At 66.2% G+C, this 23,675-nt stretch carries 22 protein-coding genes; 7 read left to right on the forward strand and 15 right to left on the reverse strand.

The window, feature by feature from the left end; genetic code table 11:
• Position 1: 1 nt before the first annotated feature.
• The 8 genes from fabF to BM115_RS02080 all read right to left on the reverse strand — a co-directional run bounded on the left by fabF (position 2) and on the right by BM115_RS02080 (position 6,881).
• Positions 2–1,234, reverse strand: a complete 1,233-nt coding sequence (gene fabF, locus BM115_RS02045; protein WP_092290029.1) for a beta-ketoacyl-ACP synthase II — start codon at positions 1,232–1,234, stop codon at positions 2–4.
• Positions 1,235–1,444: 210 nt separating this feature from the next.
• Positions 1,445–1,684: an acyl carrier protein gene (acpP, locus tag BM115_RS02050; RefSeq protein WP_008644813.1), complete on the reverse strand. Its 240-nt coding sequence runs from the start codon at positions 1,682–1,684 to the stop codon at positions 1,445–1,447.
• 169 nt (positions 1,685–1,853) lie between these two features.
• Positions 1,854–2,603, reverse strand: coding sequence for a 3-oxoacyl-ACP reductase FabG (gene fabG / locus BM115_RS02055; protein ID WP_092290034.1), 750 nt, complete (start codon positions 2,601–2,603; stop codon positions 1,854–1,856).
• An 18-nt stretch (positions 2,604–2,621) separates the two neighbouring features.
• The gene (fabD, locus tag BM115_RS02060) at positions 2,622–3,551 is read right to left on the reverse strand and encodes an ACP S-malonyltransferase (protein WP_092290035.1); all 930 of its coding nucleotides are present in this window, start codon (positions 3,549–3,551) and stop codon (positions 2,622–2,624) included.
• 79 nt (positions 3,552–3,630) lie between these two features.
• Positions 3,631–4,611, reverse strand: coding sequence for a beta-ketoacyl-ACP synthase III (locus BM115_RS02065; RefSeq protein WP_092290036.1), 981 nt, complete (start codon positions 4,609–4,611; stop codon positions 3,631–3,633).
• 78 nt (positions 4,612–4,689) lie between these two features.
• On the reverse strand, positions 4,690–5,769 hold the full coding sequence (gene plsX, locus BM115_RS02070; RefSeq protein WP_092290037.1) for a phosphate acyltransferase PlsX: 1,080 nt from the start codon (positions 5,767–5,769) through the stop codon (positions 4,690–4,692).
• Between the two features lie 192 nt (positions 5,770–5,961).
• A complete protein-coding gene (gene rpmF / locus BM115_RS02075; RefSeq protein WP_008644820.1) occupies positions 5,962–6,141 on the reverse strand; it encodes a 50S ribosomal protein L32 in 180 nt (59 codons plus the stop codon).
• Positions 6,142–6,263: 122 nt separating this feature from the next.
• A complete protein-coding gene (locus BM115_RS02080) occupies positions 6,264–6,881 on the reverse strand; it encodes a YceD family protein (protein WP_092290038.1) in 618 nt (205 codons plus the stop codon).
• Positions 6,882–7,093: 212 nt separating this feature from the next.
• Here BM115_RS02080 and BM115_RS02085 point away from each other — a divergent pair, with 212 nt between their 5' ends.
• Positions 7,094–7,696 carry a Maf-like protein gene (locus BM115_RS02085; RefSeq protein ID WP_092290040.1) on the forward strand — a complete coding sequence of 201 codons (603 nt, stop codon included), beginning with the start codon at positions 7,094–7,096 and terminating at the stop codon, positions 7,694–7,696.
• A 3-nt stretch (positions 7,697–7,699) separates the two neighbouring features.
• Positions 7,700–8,431, forward strand: a complete 732-nt coding sequence (locus tag BM115_RS02090) for an SAM-dependent methyltransferase (RefSeq protein WP_092290043.1) — start codon at positions 7,700–7,702, stop codon at positions 8,429–8,431.
• Positions 8,432–8,437: 6 nt separating this feature from the next.
• Here BM115_RS02090 and BM115_RS02095 read toward each other — a convergent pair whose 3' ends face one another.
• Genes BM115_RS02095 through BM115_RS02110 form a run of 4 tightly spaced genes read right to left on the reverse strand, consistent with a single transcriptional unit; the run spans position 8,438 to position 11,741 of the window.
• Positions 8,438–9,601 carry a S49 family peptidase gene (locus BM115_RS02095; RefSeq protein ID WP_092290046.1) on the reverse strand — a complete coding sequence of 388 codons (1,164 nt, stop codon included), beginning with the start codon at positions 9,599–9,601 and terminating at the stop codon, positions 8,438–8,440.
• 42 nt (positions 9,602–9,643) lie between these two features.
• On the reverse strand, positions 9,644–10,027 hold the full coding sequence (locus tag BM115_RS02100) for a Rieske (2Fe-2S) protein (protein WP_092290048.1): 384 nt from the start codon (positions 10,025–10,027) through the stop codon (positions 9,644–9,646).
• On the reverse strand, positions 10,020–10,679 hold the full coding sequence (locus BM115_RS02105; RefSeq protein WP_092290052.1) for an HAD-IA family hydrolase: 660 nt from the start codon (positions 10,677–10,679) through the stop codon (positions 10,020–10,022). Before BM115_RS02105 ends, BM115_RS02100 begins: the two co-directional genes overlap by 8 nt.
• A gap of 60 nt (positions 10,680–10,739) precedes the next feature.
• Complete coding sequence (locus tag BM115_RS02110; protein WP_092290055.1) at positions 10,740–11,741, reverse strand: RluA family pseudouridine synthase; 1,002 nt, start codon at positions 11,739–11,741, stop codon at positions 10,740–10,742.
• An 894-nt stretch (positions 11,742–12,635) separates the two neighbouring features.
• Here BM115_RS02110 and BM115_RS02115 point away from each other — a divergent pair.
• The 5 genes from BM115_RS02115 to BM115_RS02135 all read left to right on the forward strand — a co-directional run bounded on the left by BM115_RS02115 (position 12,636) and on the right by BM115_RS02135 (position 19,762).
• A complete protein-coding gene (locus tag BM115_RS02115) occupies positions 12,636–15,866 on the forward strand; it encodes an Rne/Rng family ribonuclease (RefSeq protein ID WP_092290057.1) in 3,231 nt (1,076 codons plus the stop codon).
• Between the two features lie 243 nt (positions 15,867–16,109).
• A complete protein-coding gene (moaA, locus tag BM115_RS02120) occupies positions 16,110–17,234 on the forward strand; it encodes a GTP 3',8-cyclase MoaA (RefSeq protein WP_092290059.1) in 1,125 nt (374 codons plus the stop codon).
• Positions 17,235–17,282: 48 nt separating this feature from the next.
• Positions 17,283–17,882 carry a molybdenum cofactor guanylyltransferase MobA gene (mobA, locus tag BM115_RS02125; protein ID WP_092290065.1) on the forward strand — a complete coding sequence of 200 codons (600 nt, stop codon included), beginning with the start codon at positions 17,283–17,285 and terminating at the stop codon, positions 17,880–17,882.
• 104 nt (positions 17,883–17,986) lie between these two features.
• Positions 17,987–19,270 (forward strand): molybdopterin molybdotransferase MoeA, encoded by a 1,284-nt coding sequence (gene glp, locus BM115_RS02130; protein ID WP_092290067.1) that lies wholly within the window; start codon positions 17,987–17,989, stop codon positions 19,268–19,270.
• 210 nt (positions 19,271–19,480) lie between these two features.
• The gene (locus tag BM115_RS02135; protein WP_092290069.1) at positions 19,481–19,762 is read left to right on the forward strand and encodes a hypothetical protein; all 282 of its coding nucleotides are present in this window, start codon (positions 19,481–19,483) and stop codon (positions 19,760–19,762) included.
• On the opposite strand, the gene rmuC is transcribed toward BM115_RS02135, so the two are convergent.
• Genes rmuC through BM115_RS02150 form a run of 3 tightly spaced genes read right to left on the reverse strand, consistent with a single transcriptional unit; the run spans position 19,740 to position 23,549 of the window.
• The gene (gene rmuC, locus BM115_RS02140) at positions 19,740–21,089 is read right to left on the reverse strand and encodes a DNA recombination protein RmuC (protein WP_092290071.1); all 1,350 of its coding nucleotides are present in this window, start codon (positions 21,087–21,089) and stop codon (positions 19,740–19,742) included. The genes BM115_RS02135 and rmuC overlap by 23 nt on opposite strands.
• 19 nt (positions 21,090–21,108) lie before the next feature.
• A complete protein-coding gene (locus BM115_RS02145) occupies positions 21,109–22,104 on the reverse strand; it encodes a 2-hydroxyacid dehydrogenase (protein WP_092290073.1) in 996 nt (331 codons plus the stop codon).
• Positions 22,105–22,109: 5 nt separating this feature from the next.
• Positions 22,110–23,549, reverse strand: a complete 1,440-nt coding sequence (locus BM115_RS02150) for a sodium:proton antiporter (protein ID WP_092290851.1) — start codon at positions 23,547–23,549, stop codon at positions 22,110–22,112.
• Between the last annotated feature and the right edge of the window lie 126 nt (positions 23,550–23,675).

Consider the following 23,675-nt stretch of genomic DNA (forward strand, 5'->3'; position numbering starts at 1 on the left):
GTCAGACGCGGCGGAAAACAAGCGTACCGTTGGTGCCGCCAAAACCGAAGTTGTTCTTCACGGCCACGTCGATCTTCATCTCACGTGCCGTATTCGCCACGTAGTCAAGATCGCATTCCGGATCCTGATTGAAGATGTTGATCGTCGGCGGCGAAAGCTGGTTGTGGATCGCCAGCACGGTGAAGACCGACTCGAGGCCACCGGCACCGCCCAAAAGGTGACCGGTCATCGACTTCGTCGAATTGACCACCATCTTGTAGGCGTGTTCGCCGAAGGCCAGCTTCACGGCGTCGGACTCGTTCTTGTCGCCCAGCGGCGTGGACGTGCCGTGCGCGTTCAGATACTGCACTTCGTCGGCATTGACGCCGGCGTTCTTCAGCGCGGCCACCATGCAACGGCGCGGGCCGTCGGTGTTCGGGGCGGTCATGTGGAACGCGTCGCCGCTCATGCCGAAGCCGATCAGCTCCGCATAGATTCTGGCGCCACGTGCCTTGGCCGACTCGTACTCCTCGAGCATCATCACGCCGGCACCCTCGCCCAGCACGAAACCGTCGCGGTCCTTGTCCCACGGACGCGAGGCCGTAGCCGGGTCGTCGTTGCGGGTGGACAGCGCGCGGGCCGCGGCAAAGCCGCCAATGCCCAGCGGCGAAACCGTCGACTCCGCACCGCCGGCCAGCATCGCGTCGGCGTCGCCAGCCTGGATCAGGCGGGCGGCCAGGCCGATGCTGTGCAGGCCGGTCGTGCAGGCCGTCACGGCCGCGAGGTTCGGGCCCTTCAGGCCGTGGTAGATCGACAAATGGCCCGAGATCATGTTGATGATCGAGCCCGGAACGAAGAACGGCGAAATCCGGCGCGGGCCGCGATTGGCCAGCTCCATCTGCGTATCTTCGATCATCGGCAGTCCGCCGATGCCGGAGCCAACCAGCACGCCGATGCGCTCGGCGTTTTCCTCGGTCACTTCCAGGCCGCTATCCTTCAGCGCCTGGGTACCCGCCGCGATACCGAAATGGATAAACGTATCCATACGGGGGGCTTCCTTCGCCGGAACATATTCCTCGACGTTGAAACCCTTCACTTCGCCAGCAAAATGCACGGCGAGCGCGGAGTGATCGAATTTGGTAATGGTGGCGATGCCGGACTTGCCGGCAACCAGGTTGGCCCAGCCTTCGGCAACCGTGTTTCCGACCGGAGACACAAGGCCAAGCCCAGTGACGACGACGCGACGACGGCTCACTATGATTTCCTACGAGTGCGTGAAGCGGAATTGGATTGATTCAGGATCTCGCCGATCGGGCCGTTAGTCATTGCATGCGGCGCGCAATACGGTTTGAGATCATTCCGATTCTGCTTCTTCGAACAGACGAAAGCCACAGAAAACAACCGGACAGGACCGTGACGGCCCCACCCTTGTGCCTTCTGTGGCTCGGAATACGAAGACGACGGCTTAGGCCTTGACGTGCGCCGTGGCGTAGTCGATGGCCTGTTGCACGGTCGTGATCTTTTCGGCTTCCTCATCAGGAATTTCCATGCCGAATTCATCTTCCAACGCCATCACGAGTTCAACCGTGTCCAGCGAGTCCGCGCCGAGATCGTTCACGAACGACGATTCGTTCTTGATGTCTGCCTCGGCCACGCCAAGCTGTTCAGCCACGATTTTCTTGACGCGTTGTTCGATATTGTCCATGTAACCCTCCAGGGAAGTTCGACAAAAAGTGGGCGCATTTTAGCAGGTTTGGACCACAAAAAATCCGCCTGCCATCTATTGCAAGAATCGCGCCCGTTCGGTTTGAAAAACAACTGCTTCGCCCGCCATCTTTCGGCTTCTTCGCCGAAATGTACGTCGGGCAATGCAATCAATTCATGTACATGCCGCCGTTCACGTGCAGCGTGGTGCCCGTGATGTAGGCGGCCTGCGGACCGGCCAGGAACGCCACCGCATGCGCGATGTCTTCCGGCTGGCCGAGTCGTCCCAGCGGGATCTGGGTCTTGAGCGCCGTATGCTGCTCGTCCGACAGGACCTTGGTCATGTCGGTGTCGATGAAGCCCGGCGCCACGCAGTTCACGGTGACGTTGCGGCTGCCGATCTCGCGCGCCAGCGCGCGGGCCATACCCTCCACGCCGGCCTTGGCCGCCGCGTAGTTCATCTGGCCCGGGTTGCCCGTGGAGCCCACCACCGAGGTGATGTTGATGATGCGGCCGGTACGGGCCTTCATCATCGGGCGCAGCACGGCGCGCGACAGGCGGAACACCGCCGTCAGATTCGTGTCGATGACGCTCGTCCAGTCATCGTCCTTCATGCGCATCGCCAGCTGGTCCTGGGTAATGCCGGCGTTGTTCACCAGCACGGCCAGGCCGCCGTGGGCCTTCACGATCTCTTCGATCACGGCTTCGCAGCGTGCGGCGTCGTTCACATTCAGCACCACGCCACGGCCCTGCAGGCCCTCGGCCGTCAGGTATTCGCCGATGGCGGCCGCGCCGGACTCGCTCGTGGCGGTGCCGATCACGGTGGCGCCCTGACGCGCCAGTTCCAGGGCGATGGCCCGGCCAATGCCGCGCGACGCACCCGTCACCAGGGCGACCTGATTTTCCAGAGTCTTGCTCATGTTGCGATGTTCCTTGGCTTACTTCAGCAGCGCCAGCGTGTCTTGCAGCGATGCGGGGTCGAAGATCGCGCCGCCGACGAGGTTGCCGTCGATGCGCTTGGTCATGCCGGCCAGCACCTTGCCGGGGCCGCATTCGATCACATGGGTCACGCCTTCGGCGGCCATCTTCTGCACGCACTCTACCCAGCGTACCGGGGCGGCGGCCTGGCGCACCAGGGCGTCCTTGATCTGGGCCGGGTCGTTGGCGATGGCCACGTCCACGTTATTGATGACCGGGATCGACGGCGCCGAGAACGCCAGCCCTGCCATGCGCTCCTTGAGGCGGTCCGAGGCGGGCTTCAGCAGCGACGAATGGAACGGCGCCGACACTGGCAGCGGCAGCGCGCGCTTGGCGCCCTTGGCCTTGGCAATCTCGCAGGCCTTTTCCACGGCGGCCTTGTGGCCGGCGATCACCACCTGCGAAGGGGCGTTGAAGTTGACGGCCTCGACCACGCCGGCGACGGACGCCTCGGCACAAGCCGCACGCACGTCGTCATCGGACAGGCCGAGAATGGCGGCCATGCCGCCCTGGCCCACCGGCACGGCTTCCTGCATCGCCTGTGCGCGGAAGCGCACCAGCGGCACCGCATCGGCGAACGGGATCACGCCTGCAGCCACCAGCGCTGAGTACTCGCCCAGGCTGTGGCCAGCCACCAGGGCCGGGGCCGGGCCGCCGCCGTCCAGCCAGGCGCGGTACACGGCCACGGCGGCGGTCAGCATCACCGGCTGGGTGTTGGTCGTCAGGTTCAGTTCTTCCGCCGGACCTTCCGCGATCAGGCGGCCGATGTCCTGGCCCAGCGCCGTGGAGGCTTCCTCCAGCGTGGCGCGGACCACCGGGTTGTCGGCGAACGCGTTGAGCATGCCGACCGATTGCGAGCCCTGGCCAGGGAAAACGAATGCGAATTTCATCGGGAATCCAGTCTTAACGATTCAGACGAGCGTGTCGGGGCGCACGCGCCCTCTCAGGCACGCCGCGCCGGACCGCATCTTACATGCGCAGCAGCACCGCGCCCCAGGTGAAGCCGCCGCCAACGCCTTCCAGCATCACGGTCTGGCCCGGGCGGATGCGGCCGTCGCGTACGGCCACATCGAGTGCCAGCGGGATCGACGCCGCCGACGTATTGCCATGCTCGTGCACCGTGGCGATCATCCGCTCGGCCGGCAGGCCCAGCTTGCGCGCCGTGCCCTGCATGATGCGGATATTGGCCTGGTGCGGCACCAGCCAGTCGATTTCATCCGACTGGATCTCGGCCGCAGCCATGGCCTCGCGCGCCACTTTGTCCAGCACGTTCACGGCCAGCTTGAACACCGCCTGGCCGTCCATGTGCAGGAAGGCATTGCCGGTGATGGCGCCGCCCGAGACATTGCCCGGCACACAGAGGATGTCCACGTGACTGCCATCGGCATGCATGGCCGACGACAGGATGCCCGGCTCGTCCGAGGCGGTCAGCACCACGGCGCCGGCGCCGTCGCCGAACAGCACGCAGGTCGTGCGGTCGTTGAAATCGAGGATGCGGGAGAACACTTCGGTGCCGATCACCAGCACGTTCTTGTGGGAGCCGCTGCGGATGAACTTGTCCGCCGTGGAGAGCGCGTAGACGAAGCCCGAGCACACGGCCTGCATGTCGAAGGCCGCACAATGGTTCGTAATGCCGAGCTTCTGCTGCACCAGGCAGGCGGTGCTCGGGAACACGAAGTCGGGCGTGGAGGTGGCCACGATGATCAGGTCGATGTCCTGGCGCTCGATGCCGGCCGCCTTGATCGCCTGCTCGGCCGCCTGCACGGCCAGGTCGCTGGCCGTGACGTCCGGCTCGGCCCAGTGCCGCGCCGAAATGCCGCTGCGCGAGACGATCCACTCGTCGCTGGTTTCGATGCCACGCTCGGCCAGCTGTGCTGCCAGCTCTTGATTGGTGACACGCCGCGGGGGCAGGTAGCTCCCGGTACCGATGATTTTTGCGAACTTGGTCATGTCTGTCGGATCGTGATGCTCACCCGGGCCGCCCTTGGACAGCCGCCACGGCCCCCGCCACTCAGGGGGCACGAAGCTTCAGGCGGCATGGGTATCGGGATGTGGGTCCGGTGCGTCGGTCTCCGGGCCGCCGGTCGCGGGCGCCGCGGCGCCGGACTTGTTGGCGAAGACCCTTGCTATACGTTCGATTACGCCGTTTCTGGCCGCATCATACCCGCGTTTGATCGCCCATTCAAAAGAGTGGGCGTCGGCGGAACCGTGACTCTTGATCACCAGCCCGCGCAGGCCCAGCAGCGAGGCGCCGTTGTAGCGCGCAGGGTCCAGCCGGCGCGCCAGGCGCGACAGCACGGGCATGGCCACGGCGGCCAGCAGCTTGGTGAACCAGGAGCGCGTGAACTCTTCCTTGATCATGCCGCCGATCATCTTGGCCAGGCCCTCGGTGCTCTTGAGCGCCACATTGCCGACGAAGCCGTCGCAGACCACGATGTCCGTCGTGCCCTTGAAGATGTCGTTGCCTTCCACGTTGCCGTAGAAATTCAGCTCGGAAGCGCGCAGCAACTCGCCGGCGGCCTTGACCACCTCGTTGCCCTTGATCACTTCCTCGCCGATATTGAGCAGGCCCACCGTGGGGTGATCCTTGTGATCCACCACGGACACCATGGCCTCCGCCATGCGGGCGAACTGGAGCAGGTGCCCCGGCTCGCAGTCGGCGTTGGCGCCCAGGTCGAGCACCGTGGTGCCCCAGCCCTGCTCATTGGGAATGGTCGTAGCGATGGCTGGCCGCTCGATGCCCTCGAGCGTCTTCAGCACATAGCGCGACACGGCCATCAGCGCGCCGGTGTTGCCGGCGGAGATGAGCGCGTCGGCGCGGCCTTCCTTGACCTGCGTGGCCGCCACGCGCATCGAAGAGTCCTTCTTCTTGCGCAGCGCCACTTCCACCGGGTCATCCATCGTGATGACCTCGGTTGCCGCCACCACGGTGACGCGCGGATGATCGGTGGCATGCAGCTTCTTGAGCTGCGCGCCGATGGCGTCGGGCAAGCCGACGAGGATCATCTCGGCGTCATCGTGACGGGAAAGAAAACTGATCGCCGCCGGCACGGTCACGGACACTCCGTGATCGCCGCCCATGCAGTCGATAGCGAGCTTGATCGTCATTGTTTCCAGATACGGAATGCGCACCGGCATCCGCCGCCTCGGTTTGCGGGGACGCAACCAGCCGGACGCGCGGATACGTTGCCGGGTGGGCGCCGAGCGCCCAACAAAAAAGCGGCAACGAGCTTGCCGCTTTCCTGTTTTACACCTGACAACGTGCGCGAGCGAGACACAGGGTCACGCCAGACGACCTGGTCAGTCGTTCTTGGTCTTGATGACCTTGCGGCCACGGTAGTAGCCGTTCGGGCTCACGTGGTGACGCAGGTGGGTCTCGCCCGTGGTCGGCTCAACGGCCAGGGGTGCGACCGACAGATGGTCGTGCGAACGATGCATGCCGCGCTTGGACGGCGACTTCTTGTTCTGTTGAACTGCCATGATGACTCCTTCGAGAATTTTCCGATATTAACACACGCATCCTGCGCGAGGCGTAGCCGGGGCCCGGCCGGATGCTTGACCTGCTACCCGAGGACGGGTGCGCCGGCCGCTCTGTTGCGGCGTCAGTGCTTCGTCTTCAGGCCGGCCAGCGCCGCAAAGGGCGATGGCCGCTTTTCCTCTTCGGGCGGAGCCTCAGGCTCCACCTCACCGTCCGCGCCGGTCACGAGCGACTCGTGCACGGCCGGACAGACCATATGCTTGGGTGCCGACGGCAACGCCAGCAGCACCTCGTCTTCCATCAGTTCCAGCGGCGAAAACTTCTTCGACCCGACGATCACGTCGACGTCGTCGTCATCCATGGGTGCCGAATCCGCCGCTTCTTCGCTGGCCATGACCTCGAAGCGCATCGACGTGTCGATCGGCTCCGGGTAGACCTGCAGGCAGCGCTGGCAATCGAGCCAGACCCGGCCTTGCACGGTCACGTCGACGAACAGCCGCTGCGACACCGCTGCGCCAACTTCCACAGCTTCCTCGCGCATGAAGCCGGTGAGCGTGTAGTGAAACGTCTCGTCCGGTGCCGATGCTGGCGCATCCGCGGCCGTCTCGGCTAAGATGCGCGGCAAATCGCGCGTCGCCACGTCGCCCGCCACGCTGCCACCCTTGCGGCAGAAGGCGAACAGATCGGTTTCGCGCAGATCGAATGCCGCGGCGGACGCCGCTGGCTGGGTCGGCTGACTCATGTACGCTGAATCGCTGGAAAAATGCCTTGTTTGCCACACCTGGGACGATCCACGCCATCGAGGGCGGATACGCCTGCCGCGATGGCTTCCGATCACGGCCGGGCACGAATGTGCCTGTGTGGCTAAACGCGCGATTATAAGCTGAAAAACGGGAGCCGGTCAAAGTATACAACCGACCATTCCCCTCTCCTTCCGACGCTACCTCTATATATATGTCGTCCTCCGCTATCCACCCGCCCCTGATCCTCGGGTCGAGTTCTCCATACCGGCGCGAACTGCTCGCGCGGCTGCGCATTCCGTTCGACGTGGCCGTGCCGGACATCGACGAAACCCCGCTGGCCGGCGAGGCGCCTGAAGCCACGGCCCTGCGCCTCTCGCGCCGCAAGGCCGAGGCGATCGCCGCGCGCCACCCCGGCGCGCTGGTTATCGGCTCGGACCAGGTCTGCACACTCGACGGCGCCCAGATCGGCAAACCCGGCAGCCACGAGAAGGCACTGGCCCAGCTGCAGCAGATGCGTGGACGAACCGTCACATTTCATTCGGCGCTATGCCTGCTCGACAGCCGCACCGGCGAAGCCCAACTGGCCGATGTGCAGACCCGGGCGACCTTCCGCGACCTGCCCGATGCCGAACTCGACGCCTACCTGCGCCTGGAGACCCCCTACGACTGCGCCGGCAGCGCCAAGGCCGAGGGGCTGGGCATCGCCTTGCTCGCCCGCGTGGAATCGGACGACCCCACCGCGCTGATCGGCCTGCCGCTGATCGCGCTGACCGGCATGCTGCGCGCCGCCGGCTACCCGTTCTTCGGAGCCTGAACGATGGCCGGTACCCTGTTCCTGATCCCCAACACGCTCGGCAAGCGCGACGAATTCGATCCGCTGCCCGATGTCATCCCCGCCGGCGTGCAGCAGATCGCCGCGCGGCTCGACTACCTGGTGGCCGAGAACGCCAAGACGGCGCGCGCCTTTCTGAAGAAGCTGGGCGAAACCAGCCCGCTGGCGCACCCGATCCAACAGATCGAGATCCGCGAACTGAACGTGAATACGCGCGCCGAGGCGCTGGCCGCACTGCTGGACCCGATCGTCGGGGGCCGCGATGGCGGCCTGCTCTCCGAAGCCGGCGTGCCGGCCGTGGCCGACCCCGGCGCGGACCTCGTCCGGCTGGCCCACGCGCGCGGCGTGACGGTGCGGCCGCTGGTGGGGCCGAGTTCGATCCTGCTGGCGGTGATGGGCTCCGGGCTGAACGGCCAGAGCTTCGCGTTCAACGGCTACCTGCCCGTGGACGCCGACGAGCGCGCGCGCAAGCTGCGGGAACTGGAAGCGCATTCGCGCAAGGCGCGCCAGACGCAGGTCTTTATCGAGACCCCGTACCGCAACGCCGCGTTGCTGGAAGCGCTGCGCCAGCATTGCGCCGGCACCACGATGGTATCGGTGGCCGTCGATCTGACGCTGCCCACCGAAACCATCGTCACGCTGCCGCTGTCGGCCTGGCGGCCGGAGCGGGTTGCCCTGCAAAAGCGGCCGGCGATCTTCTCGCTGCTGGCCGCCTAGTCGTGCTTACCGGAGCGACTGCGCGCCGGTCGACATCATCATGGTCTTCATCGCCGCGCTGCCCATGGCCGCGCCGAACCGCTTGGCCACGCGCTCGGCGATGTTTTCCTTGACCGTGTAGTCGACGATATCCTCGGCCTTGAACAGGTCACGCGCCACGTAGTCGGTGCTGCCCACGCCATCGGCCAGACCCAGCGCCACGGCGCGCTCGCCGGACCAGAACAGGCCCGAGAACAGGTCCGGATCGTCCTTCAGCCGGTCGCCGCGGCCTTCCTTCACCACGTCGATGAACTGCTGGTGGATCTCCTTGAGCATGGTCTCGGCATAGACCTTCTGGCGCGGCACCTGCGGCGAGAAGGGGTCGAGCATGCCCTTGTTGGCGCCCGCGGTGTACAGCCGGCGCTCCACGCCGAGCTTCTCCATCAGGCCGGTGAAGCCGAAGCCATCCATCAGCACGCCAATCGAGCCGACGATGCTGGCCTTGTCGACATAGATCTTGTCAGCCGCCGCCGCCACGTAGTAACCGCCCGAGGCGCAGATTTCCTCCACCACCACGTAGAACGGCTTGCCCGGATACACGGTGCGCAGGCGCTTGATCTCGTCGTTGATGATGCCCGCCTGCACCGGCGAGCCGCCCGGCGAGTTGATCTTGAGGATCACGCCGGCCGCATTCGTATCGGCGAAGGCGGCCTGCAGCGAGGCATTGATCGATTCCGCGCCGGCCGGCGTGCCCGCCGCGATCTCGCCTTCCAGCGACACCATCGCGGTATGGCGCCCCGTGGTGCTGGCGATACCATCGCCCTTGAAGTCGATCACCGCATACAGGATCAGCGCCAGGATGCCCAGCCCGACCAGCCGGAAGAAGATCTTCCAGCGCCGCGCCGCGCGCTGCTCGCGCAGCGTGGCCATCAGCACCTTCTCCAGCACGTCGCGCTCCCAGCCGCCGGTGGCGCTGCCAGCGCCCACCGGGGCGGCAGTGCCCTGCCCGCTCAGCCGCGCGCGGCGCTCGTCGGCCTCGCGCCGCGCCGCGTCGTCCCCGGCGCGCAGCTCGTGCTCGAGTGGAAAATCGGCCTGCCGGGCCGTTTCCAGGCGCTGGCTATCGTCGGCCTGTTGTTCGTGTTCGTCTTGCGTTTGACCCGGTTCGACCGGCGGTTTTTGCTGTTCTGTCATGCGATGGACTCGATAAAGTCAGACGGCGGCCCGGCGGATCATTCAGGTGGCGTCGGGCGGGTAAAAAGGCGGTTCGGGGAGCCAGTAGACAGCACCCTCACGTTCCTCGGTCCGGAGCTTGGCCAGCGCGGCGCCCCGGCAAGGGCCGCCCACGCAAAGGCCGGTGTCTGGCGCATAAACCGCGCCATGTGTCGCGCACATCAAGTATAGGCCCGCGCTATCGAAAAACTGCCCCTCCTGCCAGTCCAGTTCCATCGGCACGTGCGCGCACTGGTTTAGGTAGGCATGCGCAACGCCGTCGAAACGGACCACGAACGCGCCGATCTCGCGCGCTTCCACGCGCACCGAGAACCGCACGCCGGCGCCGCCATCGACGAGTTCGTCGCTGGCGCACAGGCGGTGCGGCGGCAGGCTGGCCTCAGGCATGCGTGAGCAGCCATTCCTGGAGATCGGCGATCGACGTGGCGCAGTGCACCGGCGCCATCGCGCGCAGCGAATCGGCCGGATGCGCGCCGTAGCAGACGCCCAGCCCGTGCGCGCCGGCGTTGACCGCCATCTGCAGGTCATGGGTGGTATCGCCCACCATGACCGTGCGCGCCACGTCCTGGCCCAGCTCTCGCGTCAGTTCCTGCAGCATGGCCGGGTGCGGCTTGGAGAACGTCTCGTCGGCGCAACGCGTGCCATCGAACAGCTTGCCGAGGCCGGTGGCCGCCAGCGCCCGCTCCAGGCCCACGCGCGTCTTGCCCGTGGCCACGCCGAGGAAGTAGTGCTCGCCATGCAGGGCCTCGAGCATCTCGCGCACGCCATCGAACAGCACGAGGTCCGCATCGCGCGTGAGGAAGTGGTAGCGGTAGCGCTCGGCCAGGCGCGGATAGTCGGCCGGGTCGAGCGTGGGCACGGCATAGGACAGCGCGTCCTTCAGCCCAAGCCCGATCACGTGGCTCGCAGCGCTGTCATCCGGCACGGGCAGGCCCAGGTCGCGGCTGGCCAACTGGATGCATTTGGCGATGGTCGGGGTGGAATCCATGAGGGTTCCATCCCAGTCGAAGACGATCAGGTCGAAGCGCTGCCTGGCCATTGAGGTCCTTGGTCGATGCGGAAAGTGGTGTGGCGGCTGCAGAGGCGGCGATGCGACGCGTCAGTCCGCAGCGCGGTGTTGACGCAATTGTTGCAGAAAATCAACACACTCGGCGGGTAATGGCGCCGAAACGGTCAGCGGCTCGCCCGTGGACGGGTGCGCCAGCGTCATCCGGTGCGCGTGCAGGAACATCCGCTTGATGCCGGGCTTGGCATTGCTGCGTGAAAGTGCCTTGTTGAGCGCAAAATCACCGTACTTCTCATCGCCGACGATCGGGAAGCCGGACGCCTGCAAGTGCACGCGGATCTGGTGCGTGCGGCCGGTCTTCAGTTCGGCCTCGAGCAGGGTGTAGCCCGGGAAGGCCTCCACCTTGTTGAAGATGGTGTGCGCGGTCAGCCCATCGGCCTGCACGCGCACGCGCCGCTCGCCGTCGGGCGTGCTGTATTTATATAGCGAGAGCTTGACGTGCTGCCGCGTGTTCTGGAATTCGCCGGCCACGCACGCGAAGTAGCGCTTGTCCATGCCCGTGCCGCGCATCTGCTCGTGCAGGTGCACCAGCGCCGAACGCTTCTTGGCCAGGATCAGGATGCCGGACGTCTCGCGGTCCAGCCGGTGCACCAGTTCCAGGAACTTCGCCTCGGGCCGCGCGCGGCGCAACTGCTCGATCACCCCGAACGCCACGCCCGAGCCGCCATGGACGGCCACGCCGGCCGGCTTGTCGATAATCAGCAGCCAGGCGTCCTCGAACAGGATCGGGAATTCCGAGGACGGCACGAAAGCATCGGCATCCTGTGCCTTTTCCGCCACCCGCATGGGCGGGATCCGGATCACATCACCCAGCTTCAGCCGGTAAGTGGCGTCGATCCGGCCCTTGTTCACGCGTACCTCGCCCGAGCGCAATACCCGGTAGATATGGCTCTTGGGCACACCCTTGGAGACCTTCAGCAGGAAGTTGTCGATGCGCTGGCCCTCGGCACTTTCGTCCACCGTGACGTACACCACCTGGAGCGCGCCGGGCGCGACGCGCGGCTCCTTTTCAATTTGATGGCGTAACTCATTCATTTTCAATATAATTTCCCGGCTGTTCCGGCCAAAGACCGGCAGCGCACGACCTGTGTAAGCGATTCTGTGAGCAATATAGGCGCGGGCCCACGTTGGGCTGGCGGGTGGCGAGACCGATGGGGATTGCCACCAATATCCGCGCAGGATCACGCATTTTACACTTCGGGTTGCCATCAACCCGGCCCGTCTCCCGCATTTTGCGTACCCCGCAGGCGCCAGATGGGCAAATGGTGGAAATCAGCAGCACGCACGCGCCGCGCCGGCGCGCAGGAAGTTGCCCAGAGGCAGCTTCGGCGAGAAACGGCGGGCACGTGGAAACAGAGTGATCCAGGTAGAACAGAATTCAATGTGGATGCCCGACAGGCATCCACATCGGTGAGAGAAGACCGCCCGCACCGGGAACTCGGTGCCGGCCGGCAGGCGAGCCTGCCAACCGACCTGCAATATCGGCTAGTCGTATTACCGGCGCCCGGTCGCAGAACTCCAAGAAGCAGCGGCGCGCCCGCCAGGAGACAGGTCAGGTTGACATTCGGCCCCGCTTGCCGCGTCCGGAAAACTTGCTCTTTGACGCGTCTTGGCCATTCCCGGCCGGCCGCGATGCCGCGAAGCCAGTGCCGTTTGCATTGTGCGTTGCCGCATCGCCCCCGGCCATTCCGGGCATCCGCCGCAAGTCGCTGTATCAGGAGCAGTGCCATGGCGCTCTCCCCGACCCAGCGGACGCCTGCCTAGACGTCGACAGCCTCTCTCTTTCACCCGCGCCCCGCCCGGCCGCGTTGTATTGCGCGCCGGCGACTCCGGCAATTCTCCCGCCCCCGCTCTATTTCCTCGCGTGCTCCATGGATCGTCGCGGACACCTTTCGTGTGACTTCCGCGACACTGGAATGAGGTATTGCGATGAAACGCATGCTGTTCAACGCGACGCAACAGGAAGAATTGCGCGTCGCGATCGTCGATGGTCAGAAACTGATCGATATCGACATCGAAACCGCCGGGCGCGAGCAGCGCAAGGGCAACATCTACAAGGGCGTCATCACCCGCATCGAGCCCTCGCTGGAAGCCTGCTTCGTCAACTACGGCGAAGAGCGCCACGGCTTCCTGCCGTTCAAGGAAGTGGCCCGCGCGTTCTTCAAGGACGGCGTGGACGTGCGCAACGCGCGCATCCAGGACGCCCTGCACGAAGGCCAGGAACTGATCGTCCAGGTCGAGAAGGAAGAGCGCGGCAACAAGGGCGCCGCCCTGACCACCTTTATCTCGCTGGCCGGCCGCTACCTGGTGCTGATGCCGAACAACCCGCGTGGCGGTGGCGTATCGCGCCGCATCGAGGGCGAGGACCGCCAGGAACTGCGCGAGACGATGGGCCAGCTGACCGTACCGGACGGCATGAGCATCATCGCCCGCACCGCCGGCATCGGCCGCGCGGCCGAGGAACTGCAGTGGGACCTGAACTACCTGCTGCAGCTGTGGAAGGCCATCGACGGCGCCGCCGGCGACAACAAGGCCCCGCTGCTGATCTATCTGGAATCGAGCCTGGTCATCCGCGCCATTCGCGACTATTTCCAGCCCGATATCGGCGAGATCCTGATCGATACCGACGAGATCTATGAACAGGCACGCGCTTTCATGAGCGTGGTCATGCCTGACAACATGAACCGCGTGAAGAAGTACCGGGACGACGTGCCCCTGTTCTCGCGGTTCCAGATCGAACACCAGATCGAGTCTGCCTATTCCCGCATGGTGATGCTGCCGTCCGGCGGCGCCATCGTGATCGACCATACCGAAGCCCTGGTTTCCGTTGACGTGAACTCGGCCCGCGCCACCAAGGGCGCGGACATCGAGGAAACGGCGCTGCGCACGAACGTGGAAGCGGCCGACGAGATCGCCCGCCAGCTGCGCCTGCGCGACCTGGGCGGCCTGATCGTGATCGACTTCATCGACATGGAGTCCAGCAAGGCCCAGAAGGACGTGGAAACGCGCCTGAAGGACGCCCTGCGCCACGACCGCGCCCGCGTGCAGATGGGCAAGATCAGCCGCTTCGGCCTGATGGAACTGTCGCGCCAGCGCCTGCGTCCTTCGCTGTCGGAAGGCTCGCACATCACCTGCCCGCGTTGCAATGGAACAGGTCACATCCGCGATACCGAATCGTCCGCCCTGCAGGTGCTGCGCATCATCCAGGAAGAGGCGATGAAGGAAAACACGGCCGCCATCCACTGCCAGGTGCCGGTGGAAGTGGCCGCTTTCCTGTTGAACGAAAAGCGTCAGGAAATCAACCTGATCGAGCTGCGCTTCAAGGTGAACGTGCTGTTGATCCCGAACAAGCACCTGGAGACGCCGCACTACAAGCTGGAGCGCCTGCGCCACGACGATCCGCGCCTGGAGGAATCCACGGCCAGCTATCGCATGGCCGAGGCCGCCGCCAAGGAACTCGAGGCGGACACGAGCTACAGCAGCCGCAAGAAGGAAGATGCGCGTCCGCGCCAGGAAGCCGCAGTCAAGGGCATTACGCCCGACGCGCCGGCCCCGGTGTCGGTGCCCCGCCCCGAGCGCGCTCCGCGCCCGGAAGCCGCTGCGGCAAGGCCGGTACCGGCCACGCAGCCCGTGGCAGCCGGCGGTTTCATCGCCTGGCTGAAGGGTCTGTTCGGCGCACGTCCGGCCGCCGCCCCGGTGGCCGAGCCGGCCAAGCCGGCCGCTGACGCCCAGGCACGCGGCGACGGTCGTCGCGAACGCGGCCAGCGTGGCGAAGGTCGCGGCGAAGGCCGTGGCCAAGGTCGTGGCGAACGCGGTGAACGAGGCGAACGCGGTGATCGCGAACAACGTGGTGAACGCGGCGAGCGTGGTGAACGCCAGGGCCGTGGCCAACGCGGTGAACGTGGCGAGCGCGGTGAACAACGTGGCGCCGAGCGTGGTGAGCGCGCGGAACGCGGGGATCGTGCAGAACGTGGCGAGCGGACTGAGCGTGGTGAACGCACCGAGCGCACCGAGCGCACCGAACGTGGTGAGCGTCCGGCACGCGCCCCGCGCGACGGCCAGCAGGCCACGCCGGCCATCGCCCGTCAGCCCGAAGGTGGCGAAGCCCGCCAGGAAGGCAACCGCCGCGAGCGCAACCAGGAACGCCGCGAGCGTCAACGCGAACGTCAACGTGAGCGTGGCGATACCCGCGAGACCGAGGAAGCCCTGAACGCCGAAGGCGCGCCGCAGACCGCATTCGAAGCGGCGCAAGCCGCTCCGGCCGTGGCCGTGGTGGCAGCCGCCGCCGCGACGGAACTGCCGGAAGGCGTGGAAGCCGTGGCGACGGAAGGTGCTGAGGGCGAAGAACGCCGCCGCCGTAACCGTCGTGGCCGTAACCGCTATCGCCGCGAGCGCGAAGATGGTGTGCAAGGCGCCGATGGCGAAAACGGCGAGAATGGCGACGCCAACGACACGTCCAACCTGGCCGAAGTGGCCGCAGGCGTGACCGAGACGGAATTCGCCCCGGTGGCCGCCCAGGCTGCACCGCAAGTCGTGGCCCAGCCGGAACCGGTTGCCGTGGCCCAAGTGGCTGAAGTCCCCCGCGTGGCCCACGTGGCGGAAGTCGCCGAAGTCACCGAAGCCGTGGAAACGCGTGAGACGGTGGAAACCGTGGCCCGTGTGGAACCGGCCGCCTACGCCCAACCGAGCCAACCGGCCCAGCCCGTGAGCCCGGCCCCGGTGGCCGAACCGGTGTTCGCACCGGTCAGCGCCCCCGAAGCCGCGCCGGTCGTGACGCCCGCACCGGTCTACACCGCCCCGGCGGTGGAAGCCCCGGCACCGGCGCCGGTCGAAGCTGCGCCGGTCGTGGCAGCCCCGATCGTGGCCGCCCCGGTTGCCGAGCCGGTCATCGCGACGCCTGCCGTCGCGCCGACCCCGGTGGCAGCACCGGCCGCCGCCCCGCTGCGTGCCGATGCCCTCGAGCCGATGCTGGCTTCGGCCGGCCTCCAGTGGGTGCACACGGACACCGCCAAGCTGCAATCCGCCCAGGCCGCCGCCGCCAACGTAGCACCGGCCCCGCGTGTGCAACGCGAGCGCAAGCCGCTGCCCCCGCTGCCGGAAGGTCCGATGGTCATGGTCGAAACTGACGCTCAGCGCGACCAGCAGCAGCAACAGCAGTAAGGTCGGCCAGCGCAAGCTGGCAGCCCAAAAGGGAAAAGGGACGGCCGAAGCCGTCCCTTTTTTCATGGGGCGCCACATATGATGCGGGCATCACACCGCTGTACTGGCGCCGCCACCGCCCCACTGTGCCCCTGCGAAGTGCACGGTCGCCGCCGGCGCGTCAGCCACCTCGGCTAGAATGGCAGACAGAACCGCCCCGGATGCACACATCGCGCCGGAGAGCGGCGTCGCCACCCCCAGGCCATGACCGACACCGTCATTCCCATCCTCGACCTGCGCGACCATCGCTATCGCTCGATGGTGCCAAGCATTCCGTCCCGCCTCGACACACCCTCGGGCCTCGTGGCGGACACCCGCGGCCGGCCGCTGCACGATCTGCGTATCTCGGTGACGGACCGCTGCAACTTCCGCTGCGTGTATTGCATGCCCAAGGAGGTGTTCGACAAGGACTACACCTTCCTGCCGCATTCCGAGTTGCTGAGTTTCGAGGAGATCGAACGCACCGCGCGCCTGTTCGTGTCGCAGGGCGTGGAAAAGATCCGGCTGACCGGCGGCGAGCCGCTGCTGCGCAAGAACATCGAAAAACTCGTGGAAATGCTGGCGCGCATCGAGACCGTCTCGGGCAAGCCGCTGGACCTGACGCTGACCACCAATGCGTCGCTGCTGGGGCGCAAGGCGCAGTCGTTGCGCGATGCCGGCCTGTCGCGCGTGAGCGTGAGCCTGGACGCCATCGACGACGCCACGTTCCGCAAGATGAACGACGTTGACTTCGCGGTGCGCGACGTTCTGGACGGCATCGAGACCGCCCAAGCCGTCGGCCTGGCGCCGATAAAGGTCAACATGGTGGTCAAGCGCGGCACCAACGACGCCGAAATCGTGCCGATGGCCCGCCATTTCCGTGGCAGCGGCATCATCGTCCGCTACATCGAATTCATGGACGTTGGCGCCAGCAACCACTGGCAAATGGACGAAGTATTACCCTCCGCCGACGTGGTGCGGCGGATTGACGAAGTATTTCCGCTCGAGGTGATTCCCGCCAACTACTCGGGCGAGACGGCCGAGCGCTGGCGCTATCGCGATGGCGCGGGCGAAATCGGCGTGATCTCTAGCGTGACGCACGCGTTCTGTGGCGATTGCAGCCGCATCCGGCTGTCCACCGAGGGCCGCCTGTACCTGTGCCTGTTCGCCACCGAGGGCTACGACCTGCGCGCGCTGCTGCGCGGCGGCCATAGCGACCTGGAAATCGCCAATGCCATCGCCCAGGTCTGGCAAGGCCGCACCGACAACTATTCCGAGCAGCGGGGCGATCCGGCCGTGCGCCTGGCGCGCGCCGAACGCAAGATCGAGATGTCCTACATTGGCGGCTGACCCGGGCCATCCCGGCCCCCGGCGCCGCCTCACAACTTTCCGAAAGTCATGATCGCACGCGAAGACATCACGGGCCTGATCCTGGCCGGCGGCCGGGGTAGCCGCATGGGTGGCACCGACAAAGGCCTGCAACCGCTGCGCGGCGTGCCGATGGCGATGCACACGCTGATGCGCCTGACACCGCAGACCGGCGCGATGCTGATCAACGCCAATCGCAACCTCGCCGCCTACGAGTCGTTCGGGGTGCCCGTGGTCACCGACTCCGTGCCCGATTTCGCGGGCCCGCTGGCCGGCATGATGGCCGGGCTCGAGCAGTGCAGCACCGGCTGGCTCGTCACGGCGCCGTGCGATACGCCGTTCCTGCCCACCGACCTCGTCGAGCGGCTGGCGCAGGCGATCGAGGCCGAAGGTGCCGAGATGGCGATTCCGGTCACGGTGGATGCCGACGGGCACCGGCAAACCCAGCCGGTGTTCTGCCTGATGCCGGTCACTGCGCTCGATAGCCTGATCGCCTACATCAATGGCGGCGGGCGCAAGATCGAAACCTGGGCGGCCAGCCACCGGCTCGCGGAGGTGCCGTTCGCCGACGCCGACGCGTTCGCCAACATCAATACGCTGGACGAACTACGCACACACGAGGCCCGCTGAGCGCATCGCACGGGTTAGACTCGGGCATCCGCCCTTAACCGCGTTTTCACCCGCGTTTTCCGCCATTTTTCGCTGTTTTCGCTTCTTTTCGCCGCAGACTGCTCATGCCATCCCTGCAATCCGTCATCTCCTGCCTTTCTGACTACGACCCGACCGCCCTGCCCGTGGCCCAGGCCAACGCGATCATCGGCCAGGTGATCGAGCCGGTGCGCGGCACCGAGCAACTGGCGATTCGCACCGCGCTCGACCGCGTGCTGGCCGAGGACGTGATCTCCTCCATCGACGTGCCCGCTCACGACAACTCGGCGATGGACGGATACGCCTTCCAGAGCGCTGCGCTGGCAGCCGGCGGCGACGTGGTCCTGGAAGTCATCGGCACGGCCTACGCCGGCAATGCGCTCGACGCGGCGCCCACGGCGGGCCAGGCGGTGCGCATCATGACCGGCGCGATCATGCCCGATGGCTGCGACACTGTGGTGCCGCAGGAATTCGTGGATGTGCAGGCGGGCGGCAACCAGATCCGTTTTGCGGCCGATGCCGTGCGCCCCGGTGACAACCGCCGGCTGCGCGGCGAAGACCTGGCCCGCGGTCAGGCGGCACTGGCCGCCGGCCGCATTCTCCAACCGGCGGACCTCGGCCTGCTGGCATCGCTCGGCGTGGCCGAAATCAAGGTCCGGCGCCGGCTGCGCGTGGCGTTTTTCTCCACCGGCGACGAACTGCGCTCGATTGGCGAGCCACTCGGCCCCGGCTGCGTCTACGACTCCAACCGCTACACGCTGCACGGCATGCTGCGGCGGCTCAATGTCGAGTTGATCGACATGGGCGTGGTCCGCGACGACCCCGCCGCGCTCGAAGCCGCATTCCGCAGTGCCTGCGAAAACGCCGATGCGGTGATCACGTCTGGCGGCGTGTCCGTGGGCGAAGCCGACTACACCAAGCAGATCATGGCGCGGCTGGGCGATGTCACTTTCTGGAAGATCGCCATGCGTCCGGGCCGCCCGATGGCATTCGGACGCATTGCATCGAACGGTCGGGAGGCCCTGCTCTTCGGCCTGCCCGGCAACCCCGTGGCCGTGATGGTCACCTTCTACCACTTCGTGCGCGGCGCGTTGCACCGACAGATGGGCGCCAACGTGCCGCCGCTGCCGCTGATGCGCGTGCGCAGCGCGGCAGCCATCCGCAAGAAGCCCGGCCGCACGGAATACCAGCGCGGCATCCTGGCGCCGGCGGCCGATGGCGGCTGGGAAGTCCGTATCACCGGCCAGCAAGGCTCGGGCGTGCTGCGGTCGATGAGCGAGGCCAACTGCTTCATCGTGCTGGGCCACGAGCAGGACGCCGTCGCGGCTGGCGATCTGGTCGAGGTGATGCTGTTCGACGGGCTGATGTAATTCGTTGCAATCCGCCATGCGGAACACCCAAGGCATAGGTGCGCCGCATTGATGAGCGGAATCAATGACCGAATCGGCGGTCGTCGTATGACAGCGCACGTTGCGGTGTCGTTTTTTGTGCGCCCCGCGAGTGACGGACTATGCGTCGCAAGCCCCAGTCGCTACACTTGCAGCACGAAAAATCAACTCCCCAATATCTTGTCTGTCGTCATGAATCAGGAGATCGCGTACCTCCACCCCGTCAAGACCGCGCGCGCACTGGTCCTGGTCTATTTGTGCTTCTCGGTGCCAATCGTGGCGATGGGCCTGTTCGTGGCCTTTATCCGCTATGGCGACCTGCCGGGGATTACGGTTTTCACCGCGCTGATCCTGAATGCACTGATTGGCTTCGGCCTGTTGTGGCTCGGCTGCAAGGCCTACAACTGGGTAGCCGCCCGCTTCGGCGGTATCGAAGTGCACGTGCGCGAACTCACGCCCGAAGATCACCAGTAACGTCGCCGTTGGCGGCTTGCGCCCCGCCGGCGTCCTCCTGGGACGGAGGTGCTTGCACTTCCTCCGGTGATCCCGCCGTTGCGGCGGTTCCCAAAAGCTGTTCGGCGAGTTCCCCGGGCAGCGCCTCCACCGTGCGCAGCTTGCGCTCCATCTGACGGGTCCGCACCTCGGCCTGTTCGATATTGCGCGCCGCGCGCACCAGCGTATCGCGCGTCTTGGCCAGCACCTCGCCAAACTTGCCGAATTCGGTCTTGACGGCACCCAGCACTTCCCACACCTCGCTGGAACGCTTTTCCAGCGCCAACGTCCGGAAGCCCATCTGCAGGCTGTTGAGCAAGGCGGTCAGCGTGGTCGGCCCGGCCACGGTTACGCGGAAATCGCGTTGCAGCAGGTCCGTCAGGCCCGGGCGGCGCAGCACCTCGGCGTAAAGCCCCTCGGTCGGCAGGAACAGGATCGCGAAGTCAGTGGTGGCCGGCGGCGCCAGATATTTCTCGGCAATCGACTGTGCCTCCCGGCGCAGCGCCACCTCGAGTTCACGGCCGGCCACGGCCACGCCGTCAACGTCACCGTGCTCCTGGGCATCGACAAGGCGCTCGTACTGCTCCTTCGGAAATTTCGCATCGATCGGCAGCCAGACCGGTCCCCTGGACGGGTCACGGCCCGGCAACCGGATCGCGAACTCGACCCGCGCCCCCGAGTTGCGCACGGTCTCGACATTCTTGCCGTACTGGTCTGCCGTGAGGATCTGTTCCAGCAGCATCTCAAGCTGCACCTCACCCCACGTGCCGCGCGACTTCACGTTGGTCAGCACCCGCTTGAGATCGCCCACGCCCTGCGCCAGCACCTGCATCTCGCCCAGCCCACGATGCACCTGCTCCAGACGGTCCGACACCAGCTTGAACGACTCGCCGAGCCGCTGCTCGAGCGTCGCATGGAGCTTCTCGTCCACGGTGCGTCGCATTTCCTCCAGTTTCGCGGCGTTATTTGCCTCGATGTCGCGCAGCTTCTGCTCAAGCGTGGCCCGCACCTCGGCCAGCCTGCGATCGTTGGACTCGGACATCTGCGCGATTTGCTGGTTCTGCACCGTGGCAATACTGGTCAGGTGCGCCGACAAGGTCTGCTGGAAGCGCAGCATCTGCCGACCAGACTCGTCGCGGCCATCCCGGGCGGCCGCGCTCACTTCGCCACGCAACACGCGCTCGAGCCGGTCGAGGCCATCAAGCAGTTCCGCGGATGCCGCCCCGGCGCGCGCGCGCCACAGCAGCACCGCCAGCAGGATCACCGCCACGAGGGTGGCGGCAAGCGTCAGGACGGAAATCAACGTCATCAATTCAGGAATATCCGATTCAGCGGCGGCGCGCCATGACCTCTGGGTTGATCACCGAAGGCGGGTTGCCTGCCTTGGGGCCGGCATCGAGTGCCGCGATCAGGTTGTCGGCGGCCAGATTGGCCATCGCGCGACGCGTCTTTTCCGATGCGCTCGCGATATGCGGCGTCAACACCACGTTTGGCACGGTCAGCAGGTCTGGGTGGACGCTCGGCTCGCCCTCGAACACGTCCAGGCCGGCCGCGAAGATCTGGCCATCGCGCAATGCGGCGGCCAGCGCGGCGTCGTCGACGATGCCACCGCGCGCGAGGTTGATCAGGGTGGCGGTCGGCTTCATCGCCGCCAGCTCTGCCGCGCCAATCGCGTGATGGCTCTCCGGGCTGTACGGCAGCACCAGCACGAGGTGATCCGTCTGAGCAAGCAGCTCCGCCTTGCTGACGTAGCGCGCATTGAGCGCGCGCTCGGTCTCCGCCGGCAGCTGGCTGCGGTTGTGATACAGCACGTTCATGCCGAAGCCGGCCGCGCGGCGGGCCAGCGCCTGTCCGATACGACCCATGCCAAGGATGCCGAGCGTGCTGCCGTAGACGTCCATGCCCACGAGCATGTCGTAGCTCCAGCGCTTCCACTTGCCGGCCCGCAGGTAATGCTCGGACTCCGTCACGCGGCGGGCGGTGGCCATCAGCAATGCCCAGCCGAAGTCGGCCGTGGTTTCGGTCAGCACGTCGGGCGTGTTGGTCGCCACCACGCCAGCGGCGGTCAGGGCCGGTACGTCGAGATTGTTGTAGCCGACCGCCATGTTGCACACCGCGCGCAGCTGCGGCAGCGCGGCAACGACCGCGCCGTCGATCTTGTCCGCCGCATTGGCCAGCACGCCGGCCTTGCCCGCGAGGCGGGCCTTCAGTGCGGCGGCGTCCAGCACCAGGTCTTCCTGGTTGCTGTCGACATCGAAATATTGCGAAAGACGTTCGATGACGTCGGTGTAGATCGCGCGGGTAACGAGGACGGAGGGCTTCATGGCAGTCACACGTGGAAAAAGAGGAACGTCATCACCAGGAACAGCGGCAGCAGCACGGCGCCGGACCATGCCATGTAGCCGAAGAAACTCGGCATGCGCACGCCGCGGCTTTCGGCAATGGCCTTCACCATCAGGTTGGGGGCATTGCCGATATAGGTATTGGCGCCCATGAACACCGCGCCGGCCGAGATGGCGGCGAGCGTCGAGGCGTCGCGCGTCATCAGGGTGGCGGGGTCGCCGCCGGCGGTGTTGAAGAACACCAGGTAGGTCGGCGCGTTGTCCAGGAACGAGGACAGGATACCGGTCGCCCAGAAGTACATGCTGTCGATGGGCTGGCCGGAGGAATCGCTAACCGCGTGGATCACCGCCGCGAACGCGCCGTCGGTGCCGGCCTTGAGCATCGCGATGACCGGGATGATCGTCAGGAAGATGCCCGCGAACAGCTTGCCGACTTCGAGGATCGGCTCCCAGTTGAACTCGTTGCCGCTGCGCGCGCTATGCGGCGTGGCGACCAGCGACACGATGGTAATCCCCACCAACAGCACATCACGGATCAGCGCCGGCAGCGTGACCTCGGTGCCCATCACGTCGAACACGATGCCCGGCTTCCACAGCCCGCTCATCAGCACCAGTGCCAGCACGCCCACCAGCAGCAGGAAGTTGATCTTGCCGTCGATCTGAAGGCGCGTGGAATCCGGCGTGGGGTCCTGCGCCCGCGGCAGTTCCTCTTCCTTGTTCAGGAAGTAGTGGCGGTCGACCACATAGAACAGCGCCAGCAGCGCCACGCACAGGAACACCGTCTCGGGGAAGATGTTGCGCAGCGTCCATGTGAACTCGACGCCCTTCAGGAAGCCCAGGAACAGCGGCGGATCCCCGAGCGGCGTCAGCGAACCGCCCGCGTTGGCCACCAGGAAGATGAAGAACACCACCACGTGTGCCACATGGCGGCGGTTGTCGTTGGCGCGCAGCAGCGGCCGGATCAGCAGCATGGCCGCACCGGTGGTGCCCATCAGGCTGGCCAGCACGGTCCCGAGCGCGAGGATGCCGGTGTTCAGCCGGGGCGTGCCGTGCAGGTTGCCACGCACGCAGATGCCGCCGGCCACCACATACAGCGACCCCAGCAGCACGATGAACGGGATGTACTCGCCTAGCAGCGCGTGCACCGTGTTGGCCACGGCGGCATGGACGCCGAACTGCATGGCGAACGGCACCAGGAACAGCGCGCCCCAGGCCGCGGCCACCTTGCCGTAATGGTGGTGCCAGAAGTGCGGGGCCAGCAGCGGGAACAGCGCGATGGACAGCAGAACGCCGGCGAACGGCACGCCCCAGAGCGGCGACAGCGTGGCGCCATCAATCTCCGCGGCACCGGCCATGGACGGAAACAGGGCGATGACCGCAAGCATCGCGGTGGGCCACGGTGCCAGGGCACGTCGTGCGCGTCGCATCATCGGGCAGGTTCTCCTTGTCTCGAAAGCGGCCAGTGTAAAGCAAACCCCTTTGAGACTGGTCTGAAAATGCTGCTGGAATTACCCGGAATGTGACGCCCGGCGGCCCTCGGATTGGACCTGCGC

The organism is Cupriavidus sp. OV096 (genome assembly GCF_900115455.1).
Taxonomy (GTDB): domain Bacteria; phylum Pseudomonadota; class Gammaproteobacteria; order Burkholderiales; family Burkholderiaceae; genus Cupriavidus.

Coding starts and splice junctions, on each gene's coding strand:
- acpP (WP_008644813.1), bottom strand. CDS start 1,684: ATGGACAATATCGAACAACGCGTCAAGAAAATCGTGGCTGAACAGCTT.
- fabG (WP_092290034.1), bottom strand. CDS start 2,603: ATGAGCAAGACTCTGGAAAATCAGGTCGCCCTGGTGACGGGTGCGTCG.
- fabD (WP_092290035.1), bottom strand. CDS start 3,551: ATGAAATTCGCATTCGTTTTCCCTGGCCAGGGCTCGCAATCGGTCGGC.
- BM115_RS02065 (WP_092290036.1), bottom strand. CDS start 4,611: ATGACCAAGTTCGCAAAAATCATCGGTACCGGGAGCTACCTGCCCCCG.
- plsX (WP_092290037.1), bottom strand. CDS start 5,769: ATGACGATCAAGCTCGCTATCGACTGCATGGGCGGCGATCACGGAGTG.
- rpmF (WP_008644820.1), bottom strand. CDS start 6,141: ATGGCAGTTCAACAGAACAAGAAGTCGCCGTCCAAGCGCGGCATGCAT.
- BM115_RS02080 (WP_092290038.1), bottom strand. CDS start 6,881: ATGAGTCAGCCGACCCAGCCAGCGGCGTCCGCCGCGGCATTCGATCTG.
- BM115_RS02085 (WP_092290040.1), top strand. CDS start 7,094: ATGTCGTCCTCCGCTATCCACCCGCCCCTGATCCTCGGGTCGAGTTCT.
- BM115_RS02090 (WP_092290043.1), top strand. CDS start 7,700: ATGGCCGGTACCCTGTTCCTGATCCCCAACACGCTCGGCAAGCGCGAC.
- BM115_RS02095 (WP_092290046.1), bottom strand. CDS start 9,601: ATGACAGAACAGCAAAAACCGCCGGTCGAACCGGGTCAAACGCAAGAC.
- BM115_RS02100 (WP_092290048.1), bottom strand. CDS start 10,027: ATGCCTGAGGCCAGCCTGCCGCCGCACCGCCTGTGCGCCAGCGACGAA.
- BM115_RS02105 (WP_092290052.1), bottom strand. CDS start 10,679: ATGGCCAGGCAGCGCTTCGACCTGATCGTCTTCGACTGGGATGGAACC.
- BM115_RS02110 (WP_092290055.1), bottom strand. CDS start 11,741: ATGAATGAGTTACGCCATCAAATTGAAAAGGAGCCGCGCGTCGCGCCC.
- BM115_RS02115 (WP_092290057.1), top strand. CDS start 12,636: ATGAAACGCATGCTGTTCAACGCGACGCAACAGGAAGAATTGCGCGTC.
- moaA (WP_092290059.1), top strand. CDS start 16,110: ATGACCGACACCGTCATTCCCATCCTCGACCTGCGCGACCATCGCTAT.
- mobA (WP_092290065.1), top strand. CDS start 17,283: ATGATCGCACGCGAAGACATCACGGGCCTGATCCTGGCCGGCGGCCGG.
- glp (WP_092290067.1), top strand. CDS start 17,987: ATGCCATCCCTGCAATCCGTCATCTCCTGCCTTTCTGACTACGACCCG.
- BM115_RS02135 (WP_092290069.1), top strand. CDS start 19,481: ATGAATCAGGAGATCGCGTACCTCCACCCCGTCAAGACCGCGCGCGCA.
- rmuC (WP_092290071.1), bottom strand. CDS start 21,089: ATGACGTTGATTTCCGTCCTGACGCTTGCCGCCACCCTCGTGGCGGTG.
- BM115_RS02145 (WP_092290073.1), bottom strand. CDS start 22,104: ATGAAGCCCTCCGTCCTCGTTACCCGCGCGATCTACACCGACGTCATC.
- BM115_RS02150 (WP_092290851.1), bottom strand. CDS start 23,549: ATGCGACGCGCACGACGTGCCCTGGCACCGTGGCCCACCGCGATGCTT.